Origin of the sequence: Streptomyces sp. NPDC004126 (assembly GCF_050275515.1) — a bacterium.
In the GTDB taxonomy this organism is placed as follows: Bacteria; Actinomycetota; Actinomycetes; order Streptomycetales; family Streptomycetaceae; genus Streptomyces.
This window is the reverse complement of the sequence record NZ_JBNNPF010000019.1, coordinates 1-13,607: the sequence shown is the minus strand read 5'-3', so window position 1 is coordinate 13,607 and position 13,607 is coordinate 1. Positions and strand designations below refer to the sequence as shown.

At 71.5% G+C, this 13,607-nt stretch carries 11 protein-coding genes and 1 tRNA gene; 7 read left to right on the top strand and 5 right to left on the bottom strand.

Annotation, left to right across the window (positions count from 1 at the left end):
• Positions 1 to 18 precede the first annotated feature (18 nt).
• The 4 genes from ACQKM2_RS19390 (at position 19) to ACQKM2_RS19375 (ending at position 5,079) form a co-directional block, all read left to right on the top strand.
• Complete coding sequence (locus ACQKM2_RS19390) at positions 19 to 573, top strand: DUF501 domain-containing protein (protein ID WP_427711194.1); 555 nt, start codon at positions 19 to 21, stop codon at positions 571 to 573.
• Positions 570 to 1,511: an exopolyphosphatase gene (locus ACQKM2_RS19385; protein ID WP_427711192.1), complete on the top strand. Its 942-nt coding sequence runs from the start codon at positions 570 to 572 to the stop codon at positions 1,509 to 1,511. Before ACQKM2_RS19390 ends, ACQKM2_RS19385 begins: the two co-directional genes overlap by 4 nt.
• Before the next feature lie 589 nt (positions 1,512 to 2,100).
• Complete coding sequence (locus ACQKM2_RS19380) at positions 2,101 to 3,486, top strand: NAD(P)/FAD-dependent oxidoreductase (protein WP_401243947.1); 1,386 nt, start codon at positions 2,101 to 2,103, stop codon at positions 3,484 to 3,486.
• A gap of 204 nt (positions 3,487 to 3,690) precedes the next feature.
• Positions 3,691 to 5,079 (top strand): class I SAM-dependent methyltransferase, encoded by a 1,389-nt coding sequence (locus ACQKM2_RS19375; RefSeq protein WP_427711191.1) that lies wholly within the window; start codon positions 3,691 to 3,693, stop codon positions 5,077 to 5,079.
• A 100-nt stretch (positions 5,080 to 5,179) separates the two neighbouring features.
• On the opposite strand, the gene ACQKM2_RS19370 is transcribed toward ACQKM2_RS19375, so the two are convergent.
• Positions 5,180 to 7,729 carry an ABC transporter permease gene (locus tag ACQKM2_RS19370; protein WP_427711189.1) on the bottom strand — a complete coding sequence of 850 codons (2,550 nt, stop codon included), beginning with the start codon at positions 7,727 to 7,729 and terminating at the stop codon, positions 5,180 to 5,182.
• Between the two features lie 78 nt (positions 7,730 to 7,807).
• The gene (locus ACQKM2_RS19365; protein ID WP_125603645.1) at positions 7,808 to 8,575 is read right to left on the bottom strand and encodes an ABC transporter ATP-binding protein; all 768 of its coding nucleotides are present in this window, start codon (positions 8,573 to 8,575) and stop codon (positions 7,808 to 7,810) included.
• Between the two features lie 441 nt (positions 8,576 to 9,016).
• On the opposite strand from ACQKM2_RS19365, the gene ACQKM2_RS19360 reads away from it, so the two are divergent.
• Positions 9,017 to 9,099, top strand: a tRNA-Leu gene (locus ACQKM2_RS19360).
• A 136-nt stretch (positions 9,100 to 9,235) separates the two neighbouring features.
• A complete protein-coding gene (locus ACQKM2_RS19355) occupies positions 9,236 to 10,090 on the top strand; it encodes a Bax inhibitor-1/YccA family protein (protein WP_427711187.1) in 855 nt (284 codons plus the stop codon).
• Between the two features lie 110 nt (positions 10,091 to 10,200).
• On the opposite strand, the gene ACQKM2_RS19350 is transcribed toward ACQKM2_RS19355, so the two are convergent.
• Positions 10,201 to 10,431: a DUF4287 domain-containing protein gene (locus tag ACQKM2_RS19350; protein ID WP_007264509.1), complete on the bottom strand. Its 231-nt coding sequence runs from the start codon at positions 10,429 to 10,431 to the stop codon at positions 10,201 to 10,203.
• Between the two features lie 102 nt (positions 10,432 to 10,533).
• On the opposite strand from ACQKM2_RS19350, the gene ACQKM2_RS19345 reads away from it, so the two are divergent.
• Complete coding sequence (locus ACQKM2_RS19345) at positions 10,534 to 10,890, top strand: hypothetical protein (protein WP_427711185.1); 357 nt, start codon at positions 10,534 to 10,536, stop codon at positions 10,888 to 10,890.
• Here ACQKM2_RS19345 and ACQKM2_RS19340 read toward each other — a convergent pair.
• Positions 10,874 to 11,704 carry a hypothetical protein gene (locus ACQKM2_RS19340; RefSeq protein ID WP_427711385.1) on the bottom strand — a complete coding sequence of 277 codons (831 nt, stop codon included), beginning with the start codon at positions 11,702 to 11,704 and terminating at the stop codon, positions 10,874 to 10,876. The two genes, ACQKM2_RS19345 and ACQKM2_RS19340, sit on opposite strands and share 17 nt — an antisense overlap.
• 314 nt (positions 11,705 to 12,018) lie before the next feature.
• Positions 12,019 to 13,239, bottom strand: a complete 1,221-nt coding sequence (locus tag ACQKM2_RS19335; RefSeq protein WP_427711184.1) for an acetyl-CoA C-acetyltransferase — start codon at positions 13,237 to 13,239, stop codon at positions 12,019 to 12,021.
• Between the last annotated feature and the right edge of the window lie 368 nt (positions 13,240 to 13,607).

The window sequence follows — 13,607 nt, the reverse complement described above, 5'->3', positions numbered from 1 at the left end:
AAGAGACTTCCTCCAGGCATGCAGACGCCCCCGCCCCAGACCGACCGGACCGAGCCGACCGACGCGGACATCGAGGCGTTCGAGCAGCAGCTCGGCCGCCCCCCGCGCGGGCTGCGCGCCATCGCGCACCGCTGCCCCTGCGGCCAGCCGGACGTCGTCGAGACCGCACCCCGGCTGCCCGACGGCACCCCCTTCCCCACGCTGTACTACCTGACGTGCCCGCGCGCGGCCTCCGCGATCGGCACGCTGGAGGCCAACGGCGTCATGAAGGAGATGCAGGCCCGGCTCGCCGAGGACCCGGAGCTCGCCGCCGCCTACCAGCGGGCGCACGAGGACTACATCCAGCGCCGCGACGCCATCGAGGTGCTCCAGGGCTTCCCGAGCGCCGGCGGCATGCCGGACCGGGTCAAGTGCCTGCACGTGCTGGTGGGCCACTCGCTGGCCGCCGGCCCCGGCGTGAACCCGTTCGGCGACGAGGCGCTGGCCATGCTGCCGGAGTGGTGGGCCAAGGGCGCCTGCGTCACCCCGTGCGGGGAGAAGAAGGAAGAGGAGACCGGGGAGGGCGCCGCATGACCCGGGTCGCGGGCATCGACTGCGGTACGAACTCCATCCGCCTCCTGGTCGCCGACTGCGACCCGGCCACCGGCGAGCTCGTCGAGCTCGACCGGCGGATGACGATCGTCCGGCTCGGCCAGGGCGTGGACAAGACCGGCCGGCTGGCCCCGGAGGCGCTGGAGCGCACCTTCGCGGCTTGCCGCGAGTACGCCGGGGTGATCAAGGAGTTCGGCGCCGAGCGGGTGCGTTTCGTGGCCACCTCGGCCTCGCGCGACGCGGAGAACCGGGACGAGTTCGTCCGGGGCGTGCTGGACATCCTCGGCGTCGAGCCCGAGGTGATCTCCGGCGAGCAGGAGGCGGAGTTCTCCTTCACCGGCGCCACCAAGGAGCTCGTCTCGCACGAACACCTGGAGCGCCCGTTCCTGGTCGTGGACATCGGCGGCGGCTCGACCGAGTTCGTCGTCGGCGAGGACCACGTGCGGGCGGCCCGCTCGGTCGACGTGGGCTGCGTCCGGATGACCGAGCGCCACCTGCTGGTGGACGGCGAGGTCACCGACCCGCCGACCGCGGCGCAGATCGCCGCCATGCGGGCCGACATCGAGGCGGCCCTGGACCTGGCCGCCGAGACGGTCCCGCTGGCCGAGGCCCGCACCCTGGTGGGCCTCGCGGGCTCGGTGACCACGGTCGCCGCGATCGCGCTCGGCCTGGACGAGTACGACTGGTCGGCGATCCACCACTCCCGGATCTCCTACGAGCGGGTGCGCGAGATCAGCGAGCGCATGCTGACCGCCACCCACGACGAGCGCGCCGCCATCCCCGTGATGCACCCGGGGCGGGTCGACGTGATCGGCGCGGGCGCCCTGGTCCTGCTGGCGATCATGGAGCGCATCGGCGCCACCGAGGTCGTGGTCTCCGAGCACGACATCCTGGACGGCATCGCCTGGTCCGCGGCCTGAGCCGACGGAGCCACGAGGGCCCCCGCGGACCGCGGGGGCCCTGCCCGTTCCCTTCGGCCAACCCCTTCGGCCACCCCCGCCTCGACCGGTTCCCGGCCGGCCGTGCAGCGGTCGTCGTGCGGTAGTGAGGCTGAACATCGCGTTCCGCCCGATGGGTGGCTGGTGGCCGGGGGGAGGGGGGCCGGTGCGGCGGCAGTGCGGGGGCCGTAGGAGGCCCCTGGAGCGGCCGAAAGTGCCCCTCTGGAAACGAGGTTCGTGAAGTTCTTCACAAGGAAAAGGGGTCTGCCGGGTAAACAAGGAGCCCCTTGGAGGCCTTCTTGGGGGTCGCAGGGCCGTTTCGGCACCTGTTTGTGCGATGCGCGGCCGCGACGGGTTTCGTATCAGAGGTAAGGACGAAACCCAGTGGTCCAGTCCGGTTGGAGCCTTGGAGGCCAGTTCAGACCGGGTGAACAACGACTCCCGATATACGTTGGTTCCCGTTGCGCGCCATGATCTGGGTCACGCGGGCCGCGCAGTGTAGCAGAGGCCTTGCAGCACCTTGTGAAGGGGCTCACGAGCGTCACCCCTTGGGGTGCTGGATACTCGTTCCATGAGCACCACGGAGCGTCCCAGGATCCTCGTAGTAGGAGGTGGGTACGTAGGTCTGTACGCGGCCAAGCGCATCATGAAGAAGATGCGCTACGGCGAGGCGACCGTCACGGTCGTCGACCCGCGGTCGTACATGACCTACCAGCCCTTCCTCCCCGAAGTGGCCGCAGGCAACATCTCGCCTCGGCACGTTGTCGTCCCGCTGCGACGCGTGCTGCCCAAGGCTGAGGTTCTCACCGGCCGGGTCACCACCATCGACCAGGACCGCAAGGTCGCCGTCGTCACGCCGCTGGTCGGCGAGGCGTACGAGCTGCCCTTCGACTACCTGGTGATCGCGCTCGGCGCCGTCTCCCGCACCTTCCCGATCCCCGGCCTGGCCGAACAGGGCATCGGCATGAAGGGCGTCGAAGAGGGCATCGGCCTGCGCAACCACGTCCTCGAGCAGCTCGACAAGGCCGAGTCCACGACGGACGAGAACGTCCGCCGCAAGGCGCTCACCTTCGTCTTCGTCGGCGGCGGCTTCGCCGGCGCCGAGACGATCGGCGAGGTCGAGGACATGGCCCGCGACGCCGTCAAGTACTACTCCACGATCAAGCGCGAGGACATGCGCTTCATCCTGGTCGACGCGGCGGACAAGATCCTTCCCGAGGTCGGGCCCAAGCTCGGCACCTGGGGCAAGGAGCACCTCGAGTCCCGCGGCATCGAGATCTACCTCAGCACCTCCATGGACTCCTGCGTGGACGGCCACGTGGTGCTGAAGAACGGCCTCGAGGTCGACTCCAACACCATCGTGTGGACCGCGGGCGTCAAGCCGAACCCGGCGCTGGCCCGCTACGGCCTGCCGCTGGGCCCGCGCGGCCACGTGGACACCGCCCCGACCCTCCAGGTCCAGGGCACGGACTACATCTGGGCCGCGGGCGACAACGCCCAGGTCCCGGACGTCGCCTCCCGCAAGGCCGGCGTCGAGAACGCCTGGTGCCCGCCGAACGCCCAGCACGCGCTGCGCCAGGCCAAGGTCCTCGGCGACAACGTGGTCTCCGGCATGCGGGGCTTCCCGCAGAAGGAGTACTCGCACTCCAACAAGGGTGCGGTGGCGGGCCTCGGCCTCCACAAGGGCGTCGCGATGATCGTCATGGGCAAGATGAAGATCAAGCTCAAGGGCCGGCTCGCCTGGTACATGCACCGTGGCTACCACGGCATGGCCATGCCGACCTGGAACCGCAAGATCCGCGTCTTCGCCGACTGGACCCTCGGCATGTTCCTCAAGCGCGAGGTCGTCTCCCTCGGAGCGCTGGAGACCCCGCGCGAGGAGTTCTACGAGGCCGCCAAGCCGGCGCCGGCTCCGGCCGCCGCCGCTGCCCCGGCCGAGAAGGCCAAGGCCTCCTGACCCCGGCCGGTCCGCCGGGTTCCTGAGCACGACCCCGAAGGGGCCGCCCGCCATCCGTGGTGCGGGCGGCCCCTTCGGCGTACCCGGGTTCCGGCACGGCCGGCTGGAGCCCCGGTCGAGGCGGGCTCCAGCGGGCAAACCGGCGGTGATTGCCCCGGAGGGGAAGTGGGAAGTCGTTCCACGGAACTCCTGGAGGTGCCTGAGATGACCGACGCCGCGCCGCGGCTGGCGGCGATTGCCGAAACCCTGCTGGGCGCCCCCCTGCCCGTGCGGATACGAGCCTGGGACGGCAGCGAGGCCGGCCCGGCCACCGGCCCCGTGCTGGTGATCGGCCACCGGCGCGCCCTGCGCCGGATCCTGTGGAAGCCGGGCGAGCTCGGGCTCGCCCGCGCCTGGGTCGCCGGGGACCTGACCGTCGACGGCGACCTGTTCGAACTGCTCGACCGGGTGGGCGGCCTGCTGTGGGAGCGGGGGCACCCGGCGCCGGCGCCTACCCCCGTCCCGGCCCGTTCGGGGCTGGGCAAGCTCGCCGCCCTGCGCCCGCACCTGCCCGGGCTCGGCCCCGGCCCCGCCGGGACCGCCGCGCTGCTGCGCGACCCGGCCGCACGGGCCGCCGTACGCGACCTCGTGGCCCTGGCGCGGCCGTGGACGGCGCCCGCGCCGCCGCCGGAGGAGGCCGTCCGCAGCGGCGGGCCGAGCCACTCCAAGCGGCGCGACAGCGAGGCGATCAGCCACCACTACGACGTGGGCAACGACTTCTACGAGCGGGTCCTCGGGCCCTCGATGGTGTACTCCTGCGCCTACTGGACCGAGGACGGCACCCTGGAGGACGCCCAGCGGGACAAGCTCGACCTGGTCTGCCGCAAGCTCGCCCTGGAGCCGGGTCAGCGCCTCCTGGACGTCGGCTGCGGCTGGGGCTCCATGGCCCTGCACGCCGCCCGCGAGTACGGGGTGCACGTCACGGGCATCACGCTCTCGCGCGAGCAGGCCGCGTACGCCCGCAAGCGGATCGCCGGGGAGGGCCTGACCGACCTGGTCGAGATCCGGGTGCAGGACTACCGGGACGTCAAGGACGGCCCGTACGACGCCGTTTCCTCGATCGGCATGGCCGAGCACGTGGGCTCCGCGCGCTACCGCGAGTACGCCGGGATGCTGCACGCCCTGCTGGCCCCCGGCGGCCGGCTGCTCAACCACCAGATCGGCCGGCCCCCCGAGCAGGACGAGCAGGCGTACGAGATCGACGAGTTCATCGACGCGTACGTCTTCCCGGACGGGGAGCTCTCCCCGATCGGCACCACCGTCGGCGAGCTGGAGCGGGCCGGCTTCGAGGTCCGCGACGTGGAGGCGCTGCGCGAGCACTACGCGCTGACCCTGCGGGCCTGGGTGGCGCGCCTGGAGCGGCACTGGGACGAGGCCGTACGGCTCACCTCGCCCGGCCGGGCCCGGGTGTGGCTGCTGTACATGGCGGCGTCCGCGCTGGGCTTCGAGCACGGCCGGCTGGGGGTCAACCAGGTGCTGGCGGTGCGCCCCGGGGGCGGCGGGGCCTCGGGGATGCCGCTGCGCTCCCGCGTCTGGGGCGCGGGCCCGGCGTAGCCGCCTCCGGCCGCCGGGGCAGCGGTGGCCGGGCAACGGGAAGGGCCCCGGGGCGCGTTGCCCCGGGGCCCTTCCACGTACGTCCCGTACGCCCGTACCGCTACTCGGTCTTGATGGCGGTCAGCATGTTCAGCCGGGCGGCGCTGCGGGCCGGCCACATGGCGGCCAGGACGCCGACGACGGCCGCCAGCAGGAGGAAGATGCCGATCCGGTCGTAGGGGAGGACCAGTTCGTAGTTGGGCACCGACTTGGTGAGGGTGGAGCCGACGGCCCAGGCGAGGAAGACGCCGATGCCGATACCGAGGACCGCGCCGAAGAGCGAGATCACCACGGACTCCAGGCGGATCATGTTCTTGACCCGGGCCCGGTCGAGGCCGATCGCCCGCAGCATGCCGATCTCCTGGGTCCGCTCGAAGACGGACATCGCCAGGGTGTTGACCACGCCGAGCACCGAGATGATCAGCGCCATGCCGAGCAGGCCGTACATGATGTTGAGCATCGTGTTGATGATGCCGCCCATCTCGTTGCGCATGTCCTGCTGGGTGGCGACGGTCATCGCCGGGTTCTTGCCGAGGGCGTCGATGACGGTCTGCTGGCTGGCCTTGGACTGGCCGCCGGAGGTGTTGACGTAGACCTCGGGGATGAGCTGCTCGTCGGTGTGCGCGGCGAGGATCTTGTTGTCGAGGACGAAGGGGGACAGCAGGCCGTCCAGGTCCTCGTAGACCGCGCCGACCTTCAGGCCGGCCTTCTGGCCGTCCTCGAACTGCGCCTGGAAGGCGGAGCCGACGGTCAGGTTCTGCTTCTTCGCGGTCTTCTCGGCGACGGCGACCTCGCCCTTGGCGAGGCTGTCCAGGGAGCCGCTGAGGACCTTGATGTTCAGCACCTGGCCGATCGCGGCCGGGTTGACGCCGGAGGCGGCGCGGTAGCTGTCGCCGACCTTGAAGTAGCCGGCGGCCTGCGGGGAGACCGCGGTGACGCCGGGGGCCTTGGCCAGGGCGTCGACGACCGACTTGTCGAGGCTGCCCATGCCGCCGGACATGGTGACCTTGTAGTCGGCCTTGAGCTTGTCGGTGCTCATCCGGTCGATGGCCTTGCCCATGGTGACGCCGAGCACGGACATGGTGGTGACGAGGGTGAGGCCGATCGCCAGGGAGGCGGCCGTGACGGCGGTGCGGCGCGGGTTGCGCACTGCGTTCTGGGCGGCCAGCTTGCCGGGGACGCCGAAGACCTTCTGCAGCGCGGGGCGGACGGCCGCGATAACCGGCCGGGAGAGCAGCGGGAGCAGCACGATCATGCCGACGAGCATGAGGAAGGCGCCGCCGCCGATGACCATGCGGCCGTCGCCGCCCATCGAGACGCCGAGGAAGACGACGCCGATGCCCGCGAGGCTGATCACGGAGCCGATGACGTTGCGGACGACCAGGGACTTGGCGGAGGCCGGCAGGTGGGCGCTGCCCATGGCGGCGACCGGGGCGATCCGGCCGGTGCGCCAGGCGGGCAGCAGGGCGGCGACGGTGGTGACGAGGACGCCGATGACCAGGGCGGCGATGATCGTGCCCGGGGCGACGACCAGGTCCCCGGCGGGGATCTTGGCGCCGATGGTGTCCATCAGGGAGCGCATGCCGACCGCCAGGCCGACGCCTGCGGCCAGGCCGACGGCGGCCGAGAGGGCGCCGACGACGAGGGCCTCGGCGAGCACCGAGCGCATGACCTGGCCGCGGTTGGCGCCGACGGCGCGCAGCAGGGCCAGCTCCTTGGTGCGCTGGGCGACCAGCATGGTGAAGGTGTTGTAGATCAGGAAGACGCCGACGAAGAGGGAGATGCCGGCGAAGGCGAGCAGCATGTTGCTCATGCTGCTCATCCCCTTCTCGATGTCCTTGGCCTGCTGGGCGGCGAGTGCGGCGCCGGTCTGGGCCTTGGTGGTCTTGCCGTCGACGAGCGGCTTGATGTCGGCGAGGAGCTTGTCGGCCGAGGTGCCGGGGGCGGCGGCGACGGAGAGCTCGTCGTAGAAGCCGGGCTGGAGGTAGAGCTCCTGGGCGACCTTGGTGTCGAAGAGGACGAGGCTGCCGCCGGCGTTGACGGCGCCGTCCTCGGTGGTGAAGACGCCGGCCAGGGTGAACTCGCGGACCGGGCCGTTGGTGGCGACGCGGACCTTGTCGCCGGTCTTGTACCCGCCCTTGGCGGCGGACTCCTTGTCGAGGGCGACCTGGTCGTCCCTGACCGGGCCGGTGCCGTCGGTGAACGTGTAGCGGGGGTCCTTGCCGTCCTTGACGGGGGCGTAGTTGGAGCCCTTGTTGGCCCAGCCGGTGCCGATCAGCTTGCCGTTCTCGTCACCGACGCCGGCGAAGCCGGAGACCCGGCCGGAGACCGAGCCGACGCCCTTGACGGCCTTGACCTTGTCCAGGGTCTGCTGGCTGATGCCGGGGTCGCCCTCCTTCTGACCCTCCTCGGAGCGGGCCTGCCCGTACGAGGTGACGGAGACGGCGACGCCGTCGTAGCTCTTGGCGGACTGGCCGGACAGGGCCTTGCCGAGGGTGTCGGTGAAGACGAGGGTGCCGGAGACGAAGGCTACGCCGAGGGTGACGGCGAGCACCGTCATCAGCAGCCTCGCCTTGTGCGCGAGGACGTTGCGCAGGGCGGTACGGAACATGGGGATCTCAGTCCTGGGGCTGGAAGTCTGTGAGGAGGGCTGCGGGGGCTCCGCGGGGCGGGGCGGTCACGCTCCGGGTCAGCTGGTGCGGCCCTTGGCGTCGAAGGCCTTCATCCGGTCGAGCACGCCGTCGGCGGTGGGCGCGTACATCTCGTCGACGATGCGGCCGTCGGCGAGGAAGATGACGCGGTCCGCGTAGGAGGCGGCGACCGCGTCGTGGGTGACCATCACGACGGTCTGGCCGAGCTCGCGGACCGAGTTGCGCAGGAAGCCGAGGACCTCGGCGCCGGAGCGGGAGTCCAGGTTTCCGGTCGGCTCGTCACCGAAGATGATCTCGGGGCGGGCGGCGAGGGCGCGGGCGACGGCGACGCGCTGCTGCTGGCCGCCGGAGAGCTGCGTGGGGCGGTGGGAGAGGCGGCCGGAGAGGCCGACCATGTCCACCACGGTGTCCAGCCACTGCTTGTCGGGCTTGCGGCCGGCGATGTCCATGGGGAGGGTGATGTTCTCCAGGGCGGTCAGGGTCGGCAGCAGGTTGAAGGCCTGGAAGATGAAGCCGATCTTGTCGCGGCGCAGCTGGGTCAGCTGCTTGTCCTTGAGGGAGCCGAGCTCGGTGTCGCCGATGCGGACGGAGCCGGAGGAGAAGGTGTCCAGGCCGGCGACGCAGTGCATCAGGGTGGACTTGCCGGAGCCGGAGGGGCCCATGATCGCGGTGAACTGGCCCTGGGCGAAGTCGACGGAGACGTTGTCCAGCGCGACCACCTGCGTCTCGCCCTGGCCGTACACCTTGGAGAGCTGCGTGGCGCGGGCGGCCACGGCCTGTGCGGTGTGCTGCCGGGCGTAGTTCATGGCGGTCACGTGGGGGCTCCTGTCGAACGGTTCTGCGCTGGGGCGGGACCCTTCCATCCTCACCGGGGGCACCCCCGCCGGGGATCAGCCGAGGTGCCCGTTCGACGGCCCACTCGAGTCTGACCACGGGCGGTGCCGTCTCCTCCTTTGGTATGACAGGAGGCGGACGCGGGGGCCGGCGCGGGGGCCGCGCGGGGGTCCGGCGCGCGGGGTGGCCCGGGGTGGCGGGCGGGGTGGCGCGGGGCAACGGAATCAGGTCAATCCCGGGGCGGGGCGGCGCATCCTCCGGAAGGGGGCCGACCGCGACTTATCGGGTCTGACGGCCACTCAATCGCCAATAAAATCAGACAACATCGGATAGAGAGCCCCCTGTCGGCAGGGGTGTTCCGGATAGGCTCATCACTGCGTACCAGGCATTTTCCACGGGGCCCGCCGCGCCTTGCCCGGATGGTGGAATGGCAGACACGGCGAGCTTAAACCTCGCTGGCCCTCGGGCCGTGCCGGTTCAAGTCCGGCTCCGGGCACACATGCGGCTCTTCCGTTTATCGGCGGCGGTTCGCCGCGCCTTCTCCTAAGATCCTCCTCCAGCAGTAGGGTGCTTTTTTTGCGAGCGCATTACTCTTGAAGCAAGGCCGCGCACGGTGGCCATGGAGGAGTGAGATGAGGAGCAGTAACCCGGTCTTCTCGCGACGGGGGTTCAGCCGCGACAACAGCGGCTACGCGGGCTTCGAGGCGCAGCACGCGCAGGCCGGGACCGCGACCAACCCGTACGCGACGAATCCTTACGCCACCGACCCGACCACCGGCATGCCGGCGGCCCCGGTCCGCGGCAGCGCGATGACCATCGACGACGTCGTGACCCGTACGGCCATGACGCTCGGCACCCTGATCGTCACCGCGACCCTCGCGTGGATCGCCCTGCCCGTGGACCCGGCCAACGTCGGCAAGTCCTACGGCGTCGCGATCGGCGCGGCGCTCGTCGCGTTCGTGCTCGCCATGGTCCAGAGCTTCAAGAGCAAGCCGACGCCGGCCCTGATCCTCGGCTACGCGGCGTTCGAGGGCGTGTTCCTCGGCGTGATCTCCATGGTGACCAGCACCTACATCAGCCCCGGTGTGGTCGTCCAGGCCGTGCTCGGCACGATGTGCGTCTTCGCGGCGGTGCTCGTCGCCTACAAGATGCGCTGGATCCGCGTCACCCGCCGCTTCACCGGCTTCGTGATGGCCGCGGCCCTCGGCTTCGTCCTGCTCATGCTGGCCAACTCGCTGTTCATGCTGTTCGGCGGCGGTGACGGCCTCGGCTTCCGCAGCGGTCCGCTCGGCATCGTCTTCGGCATCGTCGGCGTCATCCTCGGCGCCTGCTTCCTCGCCATGGACTTCAAGCAGGTCGAGGACGGCGTGACGTACGGCGCCCCGCGCGAGGAGGCCTGGCTGGCGGCCTTCGGCCTCACGCTGACCCTGGTGTGGATCTACCTGGAGCTGCTGCGCCTGTTCCAGATCCTCTCCGGCGACGACTAGTCGTACCGGCAAGGACAAGGGGAAGGCCCCGCGAGCGGATCGCTCGCGGGGCCTTCCCGCGTCCTGGGCCGGTGAGGCCGGTGAGGGGGGGGGCGGGCTCGCCGGTGCGGTCAGCCGAACCTGCGGGCGGCTCTGCGCAGGCCGTACTCGTGGATGATCGCCTTGGCCTGACCGTACGACAGCTCGTGCGCGCCGAGCAGCCAGCTGACCTTCTCCTCGAACCGGACGAGGGAGGGGCCTTCGTCCACGGTGCGGAGCCAGTCGGAGATCTCACGACCGGTGGTCTGGGGGATTCTCTCGATCATGTTGCGGTGGGTCTTCTCGGAGAACTCTACGGACATGGGCGCCTCCGGGGGGTGTCGCCGTGCTGTTCTCTTCACGTCACCGTGCCGCAGAGTTCGCCCGTTGGCAATGGTGCCGGGACGGCGCGTAAGGTCGGCCGGGTGCTCGATACCTCACCCCTGAACGCCGCCGTGGAACGCTTCGCCGAGCGGCTGCGGGCCGCCCCGCAGAGCCGGCTCCAGCGGGGTGCGGCCGCGGAGGCCCTGGAGCTGGCCCGTGAGCTCGCGCGGCGCGCCCAGCGGCTGGAAGAGCCGGAGGGGGCGGCTCCGGCGCGCGTGATGCCCGACGCGGGCCTCTTCACCGTGGGGGACCAGGTGGCGGTGGCCGGCCTCGACCTCGCCGAGGCGCTGCGCGCGGCGGCCCCCGGAGCGGGCCCGGACGGCGCGAAGGCCCCGTCCGAGATGCTGGACGAGGCCGTGGCGCTGGTGGAGCGGGCGGAAGTCAGAGCGATGCGATGACGCGGTCCGCGAGGATGTAGACGTTGCTGTCGGGGTCCTCGGCGTCACCGCAGGAGAAGGTCAGCGCGTAGGCGCCGGAGATGCCGGAGCCGCCCAGCAGGACCGGTGCGGTGCCCGAGCGCAGGGCCTCGGCGAGGCGCTCCGCGGTCTCCCGGTGGCCCGGGGTCATGCAGAGCGTGGTGCCGTCGGTGAACACGTACACGTCGAGGGTGCCCAGGGGGCCCGGGCGGACGTCCGCGAGGGCCGTACGGGCCTCCGCGAGCTCCTCCAGGCGGCTGACGGTGCGCTCGTGGTCGGCGCCGGGGTTCGGCTGGACCGGGACGAAGTCGGGGTGCGAGGGGTGGCGGCGGCGGGCCGCGGCCAGCTCGGCCGAATCCTCGGGGTACTCGTCGGCGAGGTCGTCGCCCAGGACCGGCTCCAGGCCGACCAGGTCCGCCTGCCGGGGCAGGAAGACCGGGCTGTCCTCGCCGAGGCCGGGCAGGCCGCCCAGCAGGGAGGCAGGGGTCTCCCCGGCGAAGCGGGGGGAGGCGTCGGCGGCGTCGCGGGCCTCCTGCGCGGCCCAGAAGGCCCGCGCCTCGGCCAGCTCGCGCTCGCGCTCCTCGGCCAGGGCCTCGGCGACGGCGGCTCGTATCTCGGCGGCGGGGGACTGCACTGCGGCGCGGGCGTGCGGGACGGTCGCGGCGCGCGGGTGGGCCGACACCGCAAGCTCACCGCGCAGGGCGGTGACCTGCTTGCGCAGTCCGTGGACGGCGTGCAGCGCAGCAGCGCCCACGGCCGTGGCAGCGGCCGTGGTCAGCAGCAGGGCAAGAGACATGGCGCTCACTGACTAACTCCTGGTTGATTCGATCCCCCGACTTCCTACATCAGCTTGTCCTGTGCTGTGAATGGCGTGCAGTGCATTACGTCATGAAATGGACAGGTCTTTCGTCCTTGCGGACCAAGGGGGATGGCTTCTGACCTGGGCAAATGCCGATCCCCCAGGACAAAGGTCACATCCTGGGGGAGATTCGGTCACAGCTCGGCCGCGACGGGGTTGGATTTGCCGTCAGTAGAGCGCATCGACCTGGAGGATCCCTTGCGGGGCCTGGGGGCCCCGCTCGATCCGGTGGCCGCCGTGGCTGTCCGTTACTACGACAGGCGTTCGATCACCATGGCCATGCCCTGGCCGCCGCCGACGCACATCGTCTCCAGACCGAACTGCTTGTCGTGGAACTGGAGGCTGTTGATCAGGGTGCCGGTGATGCGGGCACCGGTCATCCCGAACGGGTGACCGACGGCGATGGCCCCGCCGTTGACGTTCAGCTTGTCGAGCGGGATCTCCAGGTCGCGGTAGGACGGGATGACCTGGGCCGCGAAGGCCTCGTTGATCTCGAACAGGTCGATGTCGCCGACGGTCAGCCCGGCCCGCTTCAGGGCCTGCTTGGACGCCTCGACCGGGCCCAGGCCCATGATCTCGGGGGACAGGGCGGTGACGCCGGTGGAGACGATCCGCGCCAGCGGGGTCAGGCCCAGCTCCCGCGCCTTGGTGTCGCTCATGATGACGAGCGCGGCGGCGCCGTCGTTGAGCGGGCAGCAGTTGCCGGCCGTGACCAGGCCGTCGGGGCGGAAGACGGGCTTGAGGCCCTCCACGCCCTCCAGCGTCACGCCCGCGCGCGGGCCGTCGTCCTTGCTGACGACCGTGCCGTCCGGGGTGGTGACGGGGGTGATCTCGCGGGCCCAGAAGCCGTTCTTGATGGCTTCCTCGGCGAGGTTCTGCGACCGCACGCCGAACTCGTCCATGTCCCGGCGGGTCACGCCCTTGAGGCGGGCCAGGTTCTCGGCGGTCTGCCCCATGGAGATGTACGCGTCGGGGATCAGGCCGTCCTCGCGCGGGTCGTGCCAGTCGCTGCCCTCGCTCTGCGCGACGGCGGCCGTGCGTGCCTCGGCGTCGGCGAAGAGCGGGTTGTGGGTCTCCGGCAGACCGTCGGAGGAGCCCTTCACGAACCGGGAGACCGTCTCGACGCCGGCGGAGATGAACACGTCGCCCTCGCCCGCCTTGATGGCGTGCAGCGCCATGCGGGAGGTCTGGAGGGAGGAGGAGCAGTAGCGCGTGATCGTGGTGCCGGGCAGGTAGTCCATGCCCATCTGCACGGCGACGATACGGGCGAGGTTGTGGCCCTGCTCGCCGCCGGGGAGGCCGCAGCCGAGCATCAGGTCGTCGATCTGGCGCGGGTCCAGCTCGGGGATCTTGGCGAGGGCGGCCTGGATGATCGTGGCGGTGAGGTCGTCCGGGCGCACGTCCTTGAGCGAGCCCTTGCCGGCGCGCCCGATGGGGGAGCGGGCGGTGGAAACGATGACGGCTTCGGGCATCGGGACTCCAAGGGGGTGCGTGCGTCGTTGCGGGACCGCAAGCGAAGTTACCGCCCCGTACGGTCGGGGTCACCGCCCTCGGCGTGTGACCCCCGCCCCATTTCCCGACGCGCCGCACCCATTTCCCGACGCGCCGCTCGCGCGGCTCGGCCGCGGGCGGCCTCCCCGGCTTCGCGCCGCTGCGCCGGCCTCCGGCCGTCGGGGGCGGGGCGGGGGCGGTTCGGGTGGCGGGGGCCGGTGGGTCGGGTGCGGGTGGGCGGGCCGCTGCGCGGGCTGCTCCCCGCCCCGCCCTTCGCCCGTTCCCCGGGGCTCCGCCCCCAGACCCCCGTGCCTCAAGCTCCCCCAGCCACCGCTGGGAGGTGCTCCCA

Coding starts and splice junctions, on each gene's coding strand:
- ACQKM2_RS19390 (WP_427711194.1), top strand. CDS start 19: ATGCAGACGCCCCCGCCCCAGACCGACCGGACCGAGCCGACCGACGCG.
- ACQKM2_RS19385 (WP_427711192.1), top strand. CDS start 570: ATGACCCGGGTCGCGGGCATCGACTGCGGTACGAACTCCATCCGCCTC.
- ACQKM2_RS19380 (WP_401243947.1), top strand. CDS start 2,101: ATGAGCACCACGGAGCGTCCCAGGATCCTCGTAGTAGGAGGTGGGTAC.
- ACQKM2_RS19375 (WP_427711191.1), top strand. CDS start 3,691: ATGACCGACGCCGCGCCGCGGCTGGCGGCGATTGCCGAAACCCTGCTG.
- ACQKM2_RS19370 (WP_427711189.1), bottom strand. CDS start 7,729: ATGTTCCGTACCGCCCTGCGCAACGTCCTCGCGCACAAGGCGAGGCTG.
- ACQKM2_RS19365 (WP_125603645.1), bottom strand. CDS start 8,575: ATGAACTACGCCCGGCAGCACACCGCACAGGCCGTGGCCGCCCGCGCC.
- ACQKM2_RS19355 (WP_427711187.1), top strand. CDS start 9,236: ATGAGGAGCAGTAACCCGGTCTTCTCGCGACGGGGGTTCAGCCGCGAC.
- ACQKM2_RS19350 (WP_007264509.1), bottom strand. CDS start 10,431: ATGTCCGTAGAGTTCTCCGAGAAGACCCACCGCAACATGATCGAGAGA.
- ACQKM2_RS19340 (WP_427711385.1), bottom strand. CDS start 11,704: ATGTCTCTTGCCCTGCTGCTGACCACGGCCGCTGCCACGGCCGTGGGC.
- ACQKM2_RS19335 (WP_427711184.1), bottom strand. CDS start 13,239: ATGCCCGAAGCCGTCATCGTTTCCACCGCCCGCTCCCCCATCGGGCGC.